We start from the raw sequence: 12,956 nt of genomic DNA on the forward strand, positions 1-12,956 counted from the left end.
ACGATGGTTGATGCCGTGGTGATGACGCAGGACTCCGAAGGCACTGGCCTGGTCACGGTGGCCAGCCCCTTCTCGGTCGCGGACACGGTGAATCGGCTGGAACGCGAGATCGAGGCGAGCGGGCTTGCCCTGTTCGCGGTGGTGGACCACGGCTCGGCGGCACGCGGCATCGGCGTGCCGATGAGGGAGACCCAACTGCTCGTCTTCGGCAACCCACGCGTGGGGACTGCGGCGATGACGGCCTCCCGGCTCTTCGCACTCGAGCTACCGTTGCGCGCGTTGGTGTGGGCCGACGGCCGTGGCGGGGTGTGGGTGAGCTACCAGGACGTCCGGGAGCTGGGCCGGCGGTACGGAGTCCCGGATGCGCTGATGCAGCCGTTGAATCGCGTCCCTGAACTGGTGTCGACCGCAGTCGGCCCTGTCTGACCTCCGCGCGGTCCAGACGCGGCGCTGCACCCCTGTGCTGCCCGCCCGGGCGGCAGGCAACGAGCGCCTGATCCCCTGATGGCGGCCCGCCCGGACCGGCGCGGGCAGTCCGCGCCGAGGTCAGGCCCCGGCGGGCTGTTCGACGACGATCTCCCGCTTGAGGATCTTGCCGGTCGCCCCCTTGGGGAGCTGGTCGACGAATGTGACGATCCGGGGGTACTTGTAGGCGGCCACCCGCTCCTTGACGTACTCGCGGATCTGGTCGGTGGTCGCCTGCGCGCCGTCCCGGAGTGTGAGCACGGCGGCGACCTCCTCCCCGTGGATCTCGTGCGGAACGCCGACGACGGCCGCCTCGGCCACCGCCGGGTGCTCGTACAGCACCTCCTCGACCTCCCGTGGGTAGACGTTGTAGCCGCCGCGGATGATCAGGTCCTTCTTGCGGTCGACGATGTAGTAGGAGCCGTCCTCGTCCACGCGGGCGAGGTCGCCGGTGTGCAGCCAGCCGTCGTGGAAGGCCTCCTCGGTCGCGGACGGTCGGTTCCAGTAGCCCTTCATGACGTTCTCGCCGCGGATAGCGATCTCGCCGACCTGGCCGGTCCCGACGGCGGTCCCGTCGGCCGTCACGAGCTTCAGCTCCACGCCGCGCACGGGGAGGCCGATCGAGCCGGGCCGGCGGGGCTGGTCGGGGTGGTTGAACGAGGCAACCGGGGACGTCTCGGAGAGCCCGTAGCCCTCCAGCACGACGGCGCCGAACTCGCGCTCGAAGGCATGGAGGACCTCGACGGGAAGCGCCGCGCCACCGGACACGGCCAGCCGCAGCCGCGAGACGTCGAGGCCGTCCGGGATCCCGGTGTTGAGCAGCGCCGTGTACATCGTGGGCACGCCGAGGAAGACGGTGACCCCGTCCCGCTGGATGATCTCCAGCGCCAGCTGCGGGTCAAAGCGTGGCAGCAGGGTCAGCGCGGCGCCGGCCGCGACGGCGGCGTTCAGGGCGCAGGTCTGCCCGAAGGCGTGGAACAGTGGCAGGCCGCCGAACAGCACGTCGTCCGGCCCGAGTTGGAGCAGCGTCTCGACCGAGGTGAGGGCGTTGCCCACCAGGTTGCTGTGCGTCAGTTCGGCGCCCTTCGGCGTCCCCGTCGTACCCGAGGTGTAGAGGATCACCGCTGTGTCGTCCGCCGACCGGTCGACGAGCTCGGGCATCGGCGCGATGGAGCTGACCAGGGTGTCGAGGGTCGCGGCCCCGATGACCAGGCTGCCGATCCTGGCGCCGGCCACGGCCTCGGCGACCTTGTACGCGTGCGGCGGGGCCGTCACGACCGTACGGATCCCGGAGTCCTGCAGGACGAACGCCATCTCACGGGCTTTCAGTAGCGGGTTAATCGGCACCACCACAGCGCCGGCCCGCAGCACGGCGTAGTAGGCGATGGGGAACACGGTGACGTTTGGCAGGACCAGCGCGACGCGGTCGCCCGGCCGGACGCCGTCGGCGTGCAACAGCCTGGCCATCCGGGCGCTGGCGTCGTCGAGTTGGGCGTAGGTGAGGGCGGTCCGGTCCTGCCGGACGGCGGTGCGCCCGCCGTGCGTCCGGGCGGAGGCTGCCAGGAGGGAGGCAAGGTTGGTCACGGCGTGGACTCCTTTGGTCGGGCGCGGTGGCGGGTCGGGTGCGGGACGCGGAGGCTGCTGCGGCCTGGTGGACGCTGTGGGGCGATCACGTCGAGCGGCGGAACTCCGCCTCGCCGTCGCCGCTCTCCATCCGGGACGGATCCGCCCACAGGTTGTGGGGTAGGGGCCGGCCCCTGATGGAGCGTCAGCCACAGTCGCAGCAGATGGTGCTGGTAGCCGGGCTGGTCCTGGTATTGGGTGCGGGAGTGCAGGACGGCGTGGTTGCCGACCAGGAACGGGGCCGGACGATCTGCCGGGGTGTTCACCGCAGCGTGCTGATCAAGGCCTGCGCCCGTCGGCTCTGCGGTGGTGCAACGCTAGGCCGCGACCGGCCGCATCGCTTGACTTCAGGTGACAGGTGGCTTACCACTTGGGGACAGGAGGAGGGGAGTCGAGCCATGAGGCCTCTGGTGCGCACCGCGGCGCTGAACGGCTACGTCGAGCTGAGCCGTTCCCTCGGCGTCGACCCGCAGGCGATGCTGCAGCGCGTGGGACTGGACGCCGCCCAGCTCGCTGTGCAGGACCGGTGGATCCCCGCGGCCGCCGTGGTCCAGTTGTTGGAACTGTCGGCCGCAGCCGCCCGGTGCGACGATTTCGGCCTGCGGATGTCGGAGCTCCGCCGCTTCTCCAACCTCGGTCCGATCAGCCTGGTGGTCCGGGAGGAACCAACCGTCCGCAGCGCCCTCGGGCTGCTGCTGCGCCACGAGCACATGTACAACGAGGCGATGCACGCCCGGCTCTCCGAGCGCAACGGCGTCGCCACCCTCGAGGTCGAGCTGGACCCGGGCGAAGCCATGGCGCAGTGCCAAGCCATCGAACTCGCCGTGGCCGCCTTCCACCGTGTCCTGCTCAGCTTCCTCGGCTCTCGGTGGCAGCCGCTGGCGGTCTGCTTCACCCACGCCGCGCCGGCGAGCGTCGGCGAGCACCGGCGGGTTCTCGGTTCGACCGTGGAGTTCGACCAGGAATTCAACGGCATCGTCTTCTACGCCGGGGATCTCGACTCGCCCAATGCCATGTCCGACCCGCTGCTGCGGACCTACGCCCAGCAGTACTTCAAAGCCATCGCCGTGCCCAGGGACAACGGGATGCTCGGCCAGGTGCGAGAGCTGATCGAGGCGCTGCTGCCGACCGGGCGGTGCTCGATCGATCAGATCGCCCGCAGCCTCGGCGTCGAACGGCGCACGGTGCACCGGCATCTGGCGCAGTCGGGCGAGACCTTCTCCTCGCTCTTGAACCAGACCCGGGTACAGCTCGCCGAGCAGCTGGTGGCGAGCCCGCGCCGGTCGCTCACGGAGATCTCGGACCTGCTGGGGTTCTCGGCGCCCAGCGCCTTCTCCCGCTGGTTCCGCGGGCAGTTCGGCTGCAGTGCGAGGGACTGGCGGAACGGCCCGGGGCAGTCCGCCGGGTAGTGATCGGGACGGGCTGTCCCCAGATGGCAAGTCTCGTGTCACCGTAGGTCAAGCACCGACCTTCGGCGAGTCCTACCGTGGCTGCACCGCAACGGCAGGGGCGGCTCCCGCGAGAACGGCAGGAGCGGCAGACCCGTCAGTTACCGCCGCTCCTGCCGATCGCCACGTCATCCGGGTCCGCTTCGGCCGGCCCGGACAGCCCATCGCCCCCCACATCCCAGCGGCCCGCGCCGCCGGCACCTCGCGCCCGGCCGGTGCCACCCATCCGACGAAGGAGACGGACCGTGCACTTCCACGACGACTCGCTGTACCCGGAGAACCAGGAGAAGCTGGTCATCCAGGCCGCGCCCTACGGGCCGGAGTGGCTGCCCGGCGACGCCGACGACCTCCCGCTCACCATGGACGAGCATGTGCGTGCCGCCGTCGACTGCTACAACGCGGGCGCCACCGTGCTGCACATCCACGTTCGCGAGCTCGACGGCCACGGCTCGAAGCGTATGTCGATGTTCAACGAGCTGATGGCCCGCCTGCGCGAGGCCGTGCCGGACATGGTCCTGCAGATCGGCGGGTCGATCTCCTTCGCCCCCGAGGACGAGGGGGCCGGCGCCAAGTGGCTCAGCTATGACACCCGCCACATGCTGGCCGAGATCACCCCCCGGCCGGACCAGGTGACGATCGCGATCAACACCAACCAGATGAACATCGTCGAACTCTTCGACGACGAGGACATCGAGGGCACCTCGATCGCCAAGCCGGCCTACTACAAGGCCTACCGGGACATGGTGGTCGAGGCTGGGCCGGACTTCTACCTCGAACATCTCGAACGGCTCCGCGCCAACGACATCCAGCCGCACTTCCAGCTCGCCAACACGGCGCAGTTGGAGACCGTGGAACGGCTGATCCGCAAGGGCGTCTACAGCGGTCCCCTGGTGCTCAACTACGTGGCCATCGGCGGTGGGTTCGCCGGCCGGCACCCGGCCGACCTGATCGAGTTCATCCGTCGCGTACCGGACGGCGCCGTACTCACCATCGAGGCCTCCATGCGCGCGGTGGCGCCGATGAACGCGATCGGCATCGCCCTGGGCGCCCACGTCCGGGTGGGCAACGAAGACAACCTGTGGCGCCGCAAGGGCGAGCGGACGTCCTCCGTGGAGCAGGTCGAGCAGATGGTCCAGATTGCCGACGCGCTCGGCCGCGAGATCGCCACAGGGCAGGAGGCGAAGAAGATCTACAAGATCGGCGAGTGGTACTCGGGCGCCGACGAGACCCTGGCCCAGCTCGGCATGGTGCCCAACCGCCGGCCCGGTCGGCGCGGCTCCATGCTGCGCGACACCAACCCGGCGAACTCCGCGCTGTCGGCCTGACCCGCGGGCGCGGGACGCCGGTCCGCATCCCGAAGCCACCGGCGTCCCGCGACCGCAACCCCGATCGACACCAGCGGACGCGCCCACCCGACCCGCCCGACCCGCCCGACCCGCCCGACCCGCCCGACGGCGCGTCCCCGCGTCGCTGGGTCCCCGCGTCCGCGACGAACAACGGAGTACCTCCATGGCGCACGCCATCCGCTTCCACGAGACCGGCAGCCCCGACGTCCTGCGGTACGAGGAGGTCGCAGTCGGTGATCCGGGCCCGGGCGAGGTGCGGCTCCGCCACGCCGCCGTCGGGCTCAACTTCGCCGACACCTACTTCCGCACCGGCCTCTATCCGGCCCCGCTGCCCGCCGGACTCGGCGTCGAGGCCGCCGGCGTCGTCGAAGCCGTCGGCCCCGGCGTGACCGGCTTCGCCGAGGGCGACCGGGTCACGTACACCGGCAGCCCGCTCGGCGCCTACAGCACCGAACGGGTCATGCCCGCCGACTCGCTGATCAGGCTGCCCGAGGCGATCGACTTCACCACCGCCGCCGCCATGACCATGCGCGGCCTCACCTCCGCCTACCTGCTGCGCAGGATCCACCCGCTCGAGGCTGGCGACACAATCCTGCTCCACGCGTCGGCCGGCGGCGTCGGCCTGATCGTCTGCCAGTGGGCCAAGCTGCTCGGACTCACCGTCATCGGCACGGTCTCCACCGAGCAGAAGGCCGAACTCGCCCGAGCCCACGGCTGCGACCACATCGTGTACTACCGGGACGAGAACGTCGCCGACCGGGTGCGCGAGCTGACCGGCGGCGTCGGGGTGCCGGTCGTGTTCGACAGCGTCGGCAGGACCACTTTCGCCGGCTCCCTCGGCTCACTCCGGCGCCGCGGCCTGCTGGTCTGCTTCGGCACCGCCTCCGGCCCGGTCCCGCCGATCGACGCCATGCAGCTCGCGATCCACGGTTCGGCCTTCGTGACCCGGCCCGCGCTCGCGGACTACATCGCAGACCCGGCGGAGCGCGCCGAGCTCGCGGGCGAGCTGTTCGGCCACGTCGCCGCGGGCCGGATCAAGATCGAGATCAACCAGAGCTACGCACTCAAGGACGCGGCGCAGGCACACCGCGACCTGGAAGCAGGAAGGACCACTGGGTCCTCCGTCTTCGTCCTCTGACCACGCCTCGCGTGGACCCCCAACCTCCCCTGGAGGAATCACCATGAGCCAGACCACCAGCCAGACTTCCAGCCTGGCCGACGGCGTGCCCGCCCTGGTGCGTCCGTCCGTCCGCCGCTCGATCAAGGCCGAGCCGCTGACCTGCACGATCGGCGCCGAGCTGTCCGGTGTGAGCCTCGGCGACGCCTCGCGCGACGACGATCTCTTCGCCGAGATCAAGGAACTCCTGCTCACGTACAAGGTCCTGTTCCTGCGTGACCAGGACATCACCCGCGCCGAGCACGTGGCCTTCGCCGAGCGCCTCGGCCCGCTGGAGGACCACCCGGTGGCCGGCAGCGACCCGGATCACCCGGGGCTGGTCCGAATCTACAAGGATCTGGACAGCAAGCCGGAGCACTACGAGAACGCCCTCCACACCGACGGCACCTGGCGCGAGAACCCTTCCTTGGGCGCCGTACTGCGCTGCGTGGAGTCGCCCCCGGTCGGCGGCGACACCGTCTGGGTCAACATGGTCGAGGCCTACCGCCGGCTCCCCGAGCACATCAAGATCCAGATCGAAGGACTGCGCGCCCGGCACAGCATCGAGGCGACCTTCGGCGCAGTCATGCCGATGGAGACGCGCCACAAGCTGAAGGCCCAGTTCCCCGACGCCGAACACCCGGTGGTGCGTACCCACCCGGAGACCGGCGAGAAGATCCTCTTCGTCAACGGCTTCGCCACGCACTTCGTGAACTTCCACACCCCGCAGAACGTCCGGTTCGGCCAGGACTACGCGCCCGGCGCGAGCCACCTGCTGAACTACCTGACCAGCCAGGCCGCGATCCCCGAGTACCAGGTCCGCTGGCGCTGGCAGCCCAACAGCGTGGCCATCTGGGACAACCGCTCCACGCAGCACTACGCCGTCCAGGACTACTGGCCCGCCGTCCGCAAGATGGAGCGCGCCGGAATTGTCGGAGACAGACCCTTCTGATCCCGGAATAGAACAGGCGAGGTGGCAACAATGGCGTTTCACAGCACTACGGAGTCCAAGACGGCGGCAACCGCCCCCCAACTCCTGGTCTCCCGAGGCTATGCGAGGGTGGTCTTCGCACTGAGCTTCGGACTTCTTCTGTCGGACTACATGTCACGGCAGGTGCTCAACGCGGTCTTCCCGCTGCTGAAGGCCCAATGGCTGCTGACGGACGCCAAGTTGGGCTCGCTGAGCGGCGTCGTCGCGCTGGCGGTCGGGGTACTCACCTTCCCGATGTCCCTCCTGGCCGACCGGTGGGGCAGGGTCCGGAGCCTGGTGCTCGCCGCAACGCTGTGGAGCGTGGCGACCCTTGGCTGCGCGGTGTCGGCGAGCTACGGCCAACTGTTCGTCGGACGGCTCTTCGTCGGGATCGGCGAGGCCGCGTACGGCAGCGTCGGGATCGCCGTGGTCCTCAGCGTCTTCCCGGTCGCCAAGCGGGCCACCCTCTCCGGCGCGTTCATCGCCGGCGGGGCCTTCGGCTCGGTCCTCGGTGTCGCGATCGGCGGCTTCGTCGGCCAATACCTGGGCTGGCGCTGGGCGTTCGGCTCGATGGGCATCTTCGGCCTGGTCCTGGCCGCGGTCTTCGCCCTGGTGGTCACGGAGAAGAGGCTCGCCCCCGGGCAGGCCGCGACTGCTGCGGACCGCGCGGAGGCCGCCCCGCTCCGCGGCCTCCTGCCGCAACTGTTCTCCTCGGTCTCCGTGCTCAGCGCCTACGTCGGCAGCGGGCTCCAGTTGTTCATCCCGGGCGCTCTCATCGCGTGGCTGCCCAGCTACTTCAACCGCTACTACCACCTGCCGACAGCCAAGGCCGGCGCGGTGGCGGGGATCTTCGCCCTGCTCATCGGCGTCGGCATGATCGGCGGCGGAATGGTCTCCGACCGGATCAGCCGGACGGTAGCGGTCCGCAAGTGGACCGTCGCCATTGCCTGCAGCCTCGGCTCACTGGTCCTGCTTCTGGCCGCGTTCCACCTGCCGACCGGGGCGCCGCAACTCCTCCTGCTGGGCGCCGGCGCGTTGATGTCCGGGGCCACCGCCGGCCCCGCGGCCGCCATGGTCGCCAATCTGACGCCCGGCGCCATCCCGGCGACCGCCTTCGGCACGCTCACCCTGGCCAACAGCCTCCTCGGCCTCGCCCCTGGGCCGGCCGTGACCGGCCTGATCGCCGACCGGACCGGCTTGCTCGGCGCCCTGCAACTGGTCCCGCTGGTCGCGATCCTGGCCACGGCGTGCTTCCTGCTCGGCCGCAGCCGCTACGCCACCGATCTGAACCGCCTGCGCGGGCTCCTCGCGGCGGAAACCCACGAAAGGGAGACAACCGCATGAGCGGCCCCGGCCTTCCCCCGGTCGTGATCGTGCCCGGTCTGCGCGACCACGTCGCCGATCACTGGCAGACGATCCTCGCCGAACGGCTCGCCGCCGCCGGCCGGGACGTCCGCACCGTCCCGCCGCTGACCAGCGATCAGCTCGACTGCGAAGCCCGGGTCAGCGCCCTGGAACAGGTGGTGGCGCAGATCCCGGGACCGCCGGTCCTGGTCGCCCACAGCGCCGGCGTGATGATCACGGTGCACTGGGCGCTGCGCACCCGGCGTCTCGTCCACGGCGCGCTGCTGGCGACGCCGCCGGACTTCGACACCCCCATGCCGGAGGGCTACCCCACTCCGGAGGTTCTCCGGCAGAACGGCTGGACGCCGACCCCCCGGTATGCCCTGCCGTTCCCCAGCATCGTCGCGGTGAGCGATGACGACCCGCTCGCCCACCCCAAGCGGGTAGCGGAACTCGCCGAGGCATGGGGCTGCAGCGTGGTCGGGCTCGGCCCGGTCGGACACCTCAACCCGGCCTCCGGCTACGGCCTGTGGCCTCAGGCGGAGGAGCTCGTCCGAGCACTCGACCTCGGCTGACGGCGAAGAGACCGTCGTACTCCCCGTCGTACTCCCACCCGCAGCACCGGAAGGCGATGATGAGCACCCACACCGACCTGATGCGGCCCCCGAGCCCGGCCTGGGCCGGCGGTGAAGCATCGGCGACCTGCCCGGGTTCTGGTCGGCTGTGCGGGAGTACGACGGCCTCGACGCCGTCTCCGGCTACGACGAGGTGCTCGCCGACGCCGCGATGCCCGGGGCGACATGGTTCCCGGGCGCGCGGCTGAACTCTGCTGGCGTGTTCGCCGAGTTCGCGGCCGGGGCGCGTACCGGGCCGCCCTGCATGGCAGACGTGGCCGTGTTGATCCGGACGACTCGCAGCTCGGTGTCGAGCATGTGCAGGCCCGCCGGGGACAGCGTGAACAGGGCATCCAGCATCGCATGCTCAGCCTCGTTCACCGGAACAGGACCTTCACCTCGTGTCACGGACGTCACCTCCCGGGCGCGGATAGCGGATCGCCGAAGGCTCTCAGCCAAGGTGTATCGCCTCGCGATGACCACTCCGCGGCGACCGGACGGATGCCTCCGCAGCGGCACCCGTCCGGGTGGCGCATGCCGGTCGGGCCTCCCTCCGGAGAACGGGTCAGTGCCCGAGGGCCGCCTTGGCGGCCACGATGACCAGGCCCAGGACGAGGTTGACCAGCCCCTCGACCGCCGCCTGACGGCGGCTCGCGCCGGCCCGGACCGCTCCGACGAACGCCCAGACGACCTGCTGGGCCACGGCGATGCTCAGCGCCAGCCATGCCGTCCCGGCCAGGCCCAACCCCAGAGCCGGACTGATCAGGACCACCGCCGCCGGGAGCATCGCCGCCTCCACGATGGACCACTCGTGCCCCGCGACCTGCCGGGTCTCGCGCCAGGTGATCCCCTGTCCGACCAACCTCTCACCGGCCAGCCGCGCATACGCATGGGCGCCCCAGAACACCAGGCCGGTGACGATCAGCATGACGGCGAGTTGGAGGCGCGGGTACCCGCCGACGACGCTCGAGGTCGCCACTACCGAGGCGGCGAGCATGGACCCGTAGACCGCGCCCGCGTAGTCCGTGTGCTCCGCTGCGGGTGGCCCATCGTGGTCCCCTTCCCGGGGCGGGACGACTGGACTGCTCATCTTCCCAACATAAGCGGCGCAGTCGGGGCCGCCTGGTGGGGCGGGCCGCCAACACCGGGCCCGATCCGTCGAATGGCCGCAGCGCGCGGACACGCCATCAGGCACGGCCGCTCGGCAAGGCGTTGCAGCCGACCCAGGGAGAATCCGAAGCGCCCGGCCGGGCGGGGCCGACTGCGCCGCGCGTCCGGCACCATCACCGCGCGGCCGTACCGTCCGCCCCTGCCGGTACAGGAACCATGCGCGTCGAGCCAGGGCCGGCGACCGTGTGGTGCCTCCCTCACCACGCTCCTGCCCGACCTCGCCGGCCGCCTTCCGCCCGGTTTCCCGAGCCGATAGCCGGCGGCCGGCAACGGCGAATCGTCAGTCACCGGCCTTTCTCGTCGTTCCGACGCAGAGTGCCCAGATGACGAAGATGTCGATGGCGATCAGCACGATGGCCCAGAACGGGTAGTAGGGCAGCCACAGGAAGTTGGCGATCATGTTGAGACCGACGAGGGCGAGGCCGACGACGCGTGCCCACACGGCGCCACTGAAGAGGGCCACACCTGCCACGACGATGAGCACCCCCAGGATGAGGTGGATCCAGCCCCAGCCGGCGGTGTTCATCTTGTAGGCGTAGTTGCGGGTGACGACGATCAGGTCGTCCTTGGCGATGGCGGAGATCCCTTCGAATATCGCCAAGACACCGCCGAGGATCATCAGAACAGCGGCGAAGACGGTCCAGCCGGTTGCGAGTGGCCGCCGGGAAACCTGAGCACCCATGGGTGCTCCACTGACGTTGCTGGCCATGTTCGGGCTCCTTCGAGAACTACCTCGTCGCCGAAGCGGGCGACCTGGCCGCAGACCTGCAGATCCAGCCTGACACGGAAGCAGCCAGGCGGCACTGCCAGACACCGCGACAGCCACAGCACGTGCAGGCGCCGCCAGGGGCGATGGGTGCGCCGAAGGGGATGCATGGAACAGGCTCCGCCGCCCGCACCACCGGTCATGCGGGTACCGCATGACCGGTGGTGGGATGCAGGCGGGTTGGAAGGTCCCTATTGTCGAGAATGTCGATCCGATGCAGGAGTCGCAGTTCCCCTCGGATACCTCGGTTCCCGGACAACCTCAGGAGATGACCCACATGACCACCTCGTCCGAAACACCTGTCCTCGACACCTTGGCCGCCATGACCCTCGACTCGATCGAGCGCTGCGGGCTGCCCATGGACATGCTCATCCTCACCCGCATCGCCGCGCTCGCAGCCATGGACGCGCCGCCGATGTCGTACCTCGCCCACCTCGACCCGGCCATCAAGGCCAACTTGACCGCGAGCCAGTTGCAGGACGTGCTGGTCGCGATCGCACCCATCGTGGGCACCGCCCGAGTCATGTCGGCGGCCACCCACATCGCCGAGGCACTTGGAATCGTCATCGCCGTGGCCGAAGCCGAGACCGAGCTCGGAGCGTAGCCCCGCCGCCTGCAGGCCCATGGTGGCGGCAGCGATCAACTGATCCGTCCGGCTCCTTCTTGGCGAACGTCAGGTCGAGGAGCCGGATGTTCCGCTGTCGACGAGCGGCGCATCTGGGCCCTTCGCGCGGGAACGCTCCGAGACGCCCGGTAGCCCTGGGCCACGTCAGCGGGTACTGCCGGGCGGCCCCGGCTACGCCGATCAGGCGCAGCCGGGGCCAAGCGTCTCCGGGCCGGTGCTGGCCGTGGACTGCGTCGTCACCGGGGCTTCGCGTCGACCCCAGGACGTCAGGACGCCCCGCCGTCAAGCCTCCTCTCCCTGAACTCCGCAGCCAGCCCCACCCGTTGAGTCACGACAAGAACGCGGCCACAGCCTTCCACCACTGAGCTGCCGCAGGGCGCGTTGCGCCCGTCAGCCGGCTCAATGGCGACCGTGGCGGTGATGGTCATGGGGGGCGTGGTACTCGTCCGCCCGTTCGGCGGGGGCTGAGACGGAGGGTTGGGCCGTCGGGCGCAGCCCGGCCAGGGTGACCGTGACGAGGCGGTGGACCGCGGCCTCGTCCGGCAGGCTGCCGGCTGCGGCGAGTGCGTGCAGGCAGTAGGTCGCGAGCTCGTCGGGTGTTACGTCGTCGCGCAGCGTGCCGGTGGCCGCGTCCTCGGCTAGCAGGTCGCGGAACAGGTCGACGAGTCGCTGCTCGGCGCGGGCGATCGGCTCGCCGCGGTGGACGAGTGCCGCGATGTCGGTTCCGGCGTGCCGCGCGCGGTGGTGGCAGATGAGCGCATAGGCCCCGAGGACCGCGCGCAGCCGCTCGTCGGGGGTGCCTGGCCGGTCGCGGAGCTCGGTGAGTTGCGCGAGGTGGGCTTCGACGTGGCCCTCGTGTCTGGCGATCAGGATCGCGTCGACGTCGGGGAAGTACTTGTACAGCGTCGCGCGCCCGATGCCTGCCTGCTCAGCGATCTGCGTCATCTTCACCGATGCCAGGCCGTGCTCGGTGACCAGGGCCGCGGTGGTTTCCATGATCGCGTCGCGCACCGCGTGGCGGTGTTGCTCGATCGTCTCGTTCCACAGTTTTGGCACGCTTTCATGCTACACGTCGACGCCATCGATACATATCGACTTGACAGCGACACTATGTCTCGTAAAACTGGAGGTGTTCCTACCGGAGGCGTGCGCCGCACGCGACAACTGGAGAGCTCCATGGCTGACTTGCCTGCCCACCCCGACAGCGCCGACGGCCCAGGCACGGGGTCCGACCGTGCGGCGATGACCGGCGGGCCGCGCCGAAAGGCAATGGCCGGGATCGCGGTCGCGGTCGTGTTGGTCGTGCTGATGCTGGTCCTGCACCTGGCCGGGGTCTTCGGCCCCGGATCCCATTAGGAACGGCTGTCCCCGGACTATCCGCCCGGACTGTCCGCGCGGGCTCGAAGTCGGAGCGTACGAGAATGAGAGA

General features: G+C 70.2%; 14 protein-coding genes and 1 pseudogene. 10 read left to right on the plus strand and 5 right to left on the minus strand.

Annotation, left to right across the window (positions count from 1 at the left end; genetic code table 11):
- The first annotated feature begins 3 nt into the window (after positions 1–3).
- Entirely contained in the window at positions 4–426 is a 423-nt protein-coding gene (locus tag ABIA33_RS11340; RefSeq protein ID WP_370080049.1) for a DUF302 domain-containing protein, read from the plus strand.
- 120 nt (positions 427–546) lie between these two features.
- Here the strand turns inward: ABIA33_RS11340 and ABIA33_RS11345 are convergent, their stop codons facing one another.
- A complete protein-coding gene (locus ABIA33_RS11345) occupies positions 547–2,049 on the minus strand; it encodes a long-chain fatty acid--CoA ligase (RefSeq protein ID WP_370080051.1) in 1,503 nt (500 codons plus the stop codon).
- Between the two features lie 437 nt (positions 2,050–2,486).
- Between ABIA33_RS11345 and ABIA33_RS11350 the strand changes: the two genes are divergently transcribed.
- From ABIA33_RS11350 to ABIA33_RS11380, 7 genes and pseudogenes are all read left to right on the plus strand, one after another.
- The gene (locus tag ABIA33_RS11350; protein ID WP_370080053.1) at positions 2,487–3,497 is read left to right on the plus strand and encodes an AraC family transcriptional regulator; all 1,011 of its coding nucleotides are present in this window, start codon (positions 2,487–2,489) and stop codon (positions 3,495–3,497) included.
- Between the two features lie 284 nt (positions 3,498–3,781).
- Entirely contained in the window at positions 3,782–4,861 is a 1,080-nt protein-coding gene (locus ABIA33_RS11355) for a 3-keto-5-aminohexanoate cleavage protein (RefSeq protein ID WP_370080055.1), read from the plus strand.
- Positions 4,862–5,045: 184 nt separating this feature from the next.
- Positions 5,046–6,020, plus strand: coding sequence for a quinone oxidoreductase (locus tag ABIA33_RS11360; RefSeq protein WP_370080057.1), 975 nt, complete (start codon positions 5,046–5,048; stop codon positions 6,018–6,020).
- 43 nt (positions 6,021–6,063) lie between these two features.
- Entirely contained in the window at positions 6,064–6,990 is a 927-nt protein-coding gene (locus tag ABIA33_RS11365) for a TauD/TfdA dioxygenase family protein (protein ID WP_370080060.1), read from the plus strand.
- 30 nt (positions 6,991–7,020) lie between these two features.
- Entirely contained in the window at positions 7,021–8,352 is a 1,332-nt protein-coding gene (locus ABIA33_RS11370) for an MFS transporter (protein ID WP_370080062.1), read from the plus strand.
- A complete protein-coding gene (locus tag ABIA33_RS11375) occupies positions 8,349–8,927 on the plus strand; it encodes an RBBP9/YdeN family alpha/beta hydrolase (RefSeq protein ID WP_370080064.1) in 579 nt (192 codons plus the stop codon). The genes ABIA33_RS11370 and ABIA33_RS11375 overlap by 4 nt, the downstream gene beginning before the upstream one ends.
- Positions 8,928–9,075: 148 nt before the next feature.
- Positions 9,076–9,120, plus strand: a pseudogene (locus ABIA33_RS11380) (hypothetical protein); the annotation flags it as partial.
- Here the strand turns inward: ABIA33_RS11380 and ABIA33_RS11385 are convergent.
- The 3 genes from ABIA33_RS11385 to ABIA33_RS11395 all read right to left on the minus strand — a co-directional run bounded on the left by ABIA33_RS11385 (position 9,111) and on the right by ABIA33_RS11395 (position 10,845).
- Positions 9,111–9,347 carry a hypothetical protein gene (locus ABIA33_RS11385; RefSeq protein ID WP_370080066.1) on the minus strand — a complete coding sequence of 79 codons (237 nt, stop codon included), beginning with the start codon at positions 9,345–9,347 and terminating at the stop codon, positions 9,111–9,113. The pseudogene ABIA33_RS11380 and the gene ABIA33_RS11385 sit on opposite strands and share 10 nt — an antisense overlap.
- A gap of 184 nt (positions 9,348–9,531) precedes the next feature.
- A complete protein-coding gene (locus ABIA33_RS11390; RefSeq protein ID WP_370080068.1) occupies positions 9,532–10,056 on the minus strand; it encodes a hypothetical protein in 525 nt (174 codons plus the stop codon).
- Positions 10,057–10,416: 360 nt separating this feature from the next.
- The gene (locus ABIA33_RS11395; protein ID WP_370080070.1) at positions 10,417–10,845 is read right to left on the minus strand and encodes a hypothetical protein; all 429 of its coding nucleotides are present in this window, start codon (positions 10,843–10,845) and stop codon (positions 10,417–10,419) included.
- A 334-nt stretch (positions 10,846–11,179) separates the two neighbouring features.
- Between ABIA33_RS11395 and ABIA33_RS11400 the strand changes: the two genes are divergently transcribed.
- Positions 11,180–11,506 carry a carboxymuconolactone decarboxylase gene (locus ABIA33_RS11400; protein WP_370080072.1) on the plus strand — a complete coding sequence of 109 codons (327 nt, stop codon included), beginning with the start codon at positions 11,180–11,182 and terminating at the stop codon, positions 11,504–11,506.
- 420 nt (positions 11,507–11,926) lie between these two features.
- Here ABIA33_RS11400 and ABIA33_RS11405 read toward each other — a convergent pair whose 3' ends face one another.
- Complete coding sequence (locus ABIA33_RS11405) at positions 11,927–12,583, minus strand: TetR/AcrR family transcriptional regulator (protein ID WP_370080074.1); 657 nt, start codon at positions 12,581–12,583, stop codon at positions 11,927–11,929.
- 120 nt (positions 12,584–12,703) lie between these two features.
- On the opposite strand from ABIA33_RS11405, the gene ABIA33_RS11410 reads away from it, so the two are divergent.
- Positions 12,704–12,883 (plus strand): hypothetical protein, encoded by a 180-nt coding sequence (locus ABIA33_RS11410; protein WP_370080076.1) that lies wholly within the window; start codon positions 12,704–12,706, stop codon positions 12,881–12,883.
- Positions 12,884–12,956: the final 73 nt, after the last annotated feature.

This window comes from Streptacidiphilus sp. MAP12-16, assembly GCF_041262165.1.
In the GTDB taxonomy this organism is placed as follows: domain Bacteria; phylum Actinomycetota; class Actinomycetes; order Streptomycetales; family Streptomycetaceae; genus Streptacidiphilus.

Bases quoted from the DNA above. Each gene is read 5' to 3' on its own strand.
- ABIA33_RS11340 (WP_370080049.1), top strand. From the start codon at position 4: ATGGTTGATGCCGTGGTGATGACGCAGGACTCCGAAGGCACTGGCCTG.
- ABIA33_RS11350 (WP_370080053.1), top strand. From the start codon at position 2,487: ATGAGGCCTCTGGTGCGCACCGCGGCGCTGAACGGCTACGTCGAGCTG.
- ABIA33_RS11360 (WP_370080057.1), top strand. From the start codon at position 5,046: ATGGCGCACGCCATCCGCTTCCACGAGACCGGCAGCCCCGACGTCCTG.
- ABIA33_RS11365 (WP_370080060.1), top strand. From the start codon at position 6,064: ATGAGCCAGACCACCAGCCAGACTTCCAGCCTGGCCGACGGCGTGCCC.
- ABIA33_RS11370 (WP_370080062.1), top strand. From the start codon at position 7,021: ATGGCGTTTCACAGCACTACGGAGTCCAAGACGGCGGCAACCGCCCCC.
- ABIA33_RS11375 (WP_370080064.1), top strand. From the start codon at position 8,349: ATGAGCGGCCCCGGCCTTCCCCCGGTCGTGATCGTGCCCGGTCTGCGC.
- ABIA33_RS11390 (WP_370080068.1), bottom strand. From the start codon at position 10,056: ATGAGCAGTCCAGTCGTCCCGCCCCGGGAAGGGGACCACGATGGGCCA.
- ABIA33_RS11395 (WP_370080070.1), bottom strand. From the start codon at position 10,845: ATGGCCAGCAACGTCAGTGGAGCACCCATGGGTGCTCAGGTTTCCCGG.
- ABIA33_RS11400 (WP_370080072.1), top strand. From the start codon at position 11,180: ATGACCACCTCGTCCGAAACACCTGTCCTCGACACCTTGGCCGCCATG.
- ABIA33_RS11410 (WP_370080076.1), top strand. From the start codon at position 12,704: ATGGCTGACTTGCCTGCCCACCCCGACAGCGCCGACGGCCCAGGCACG.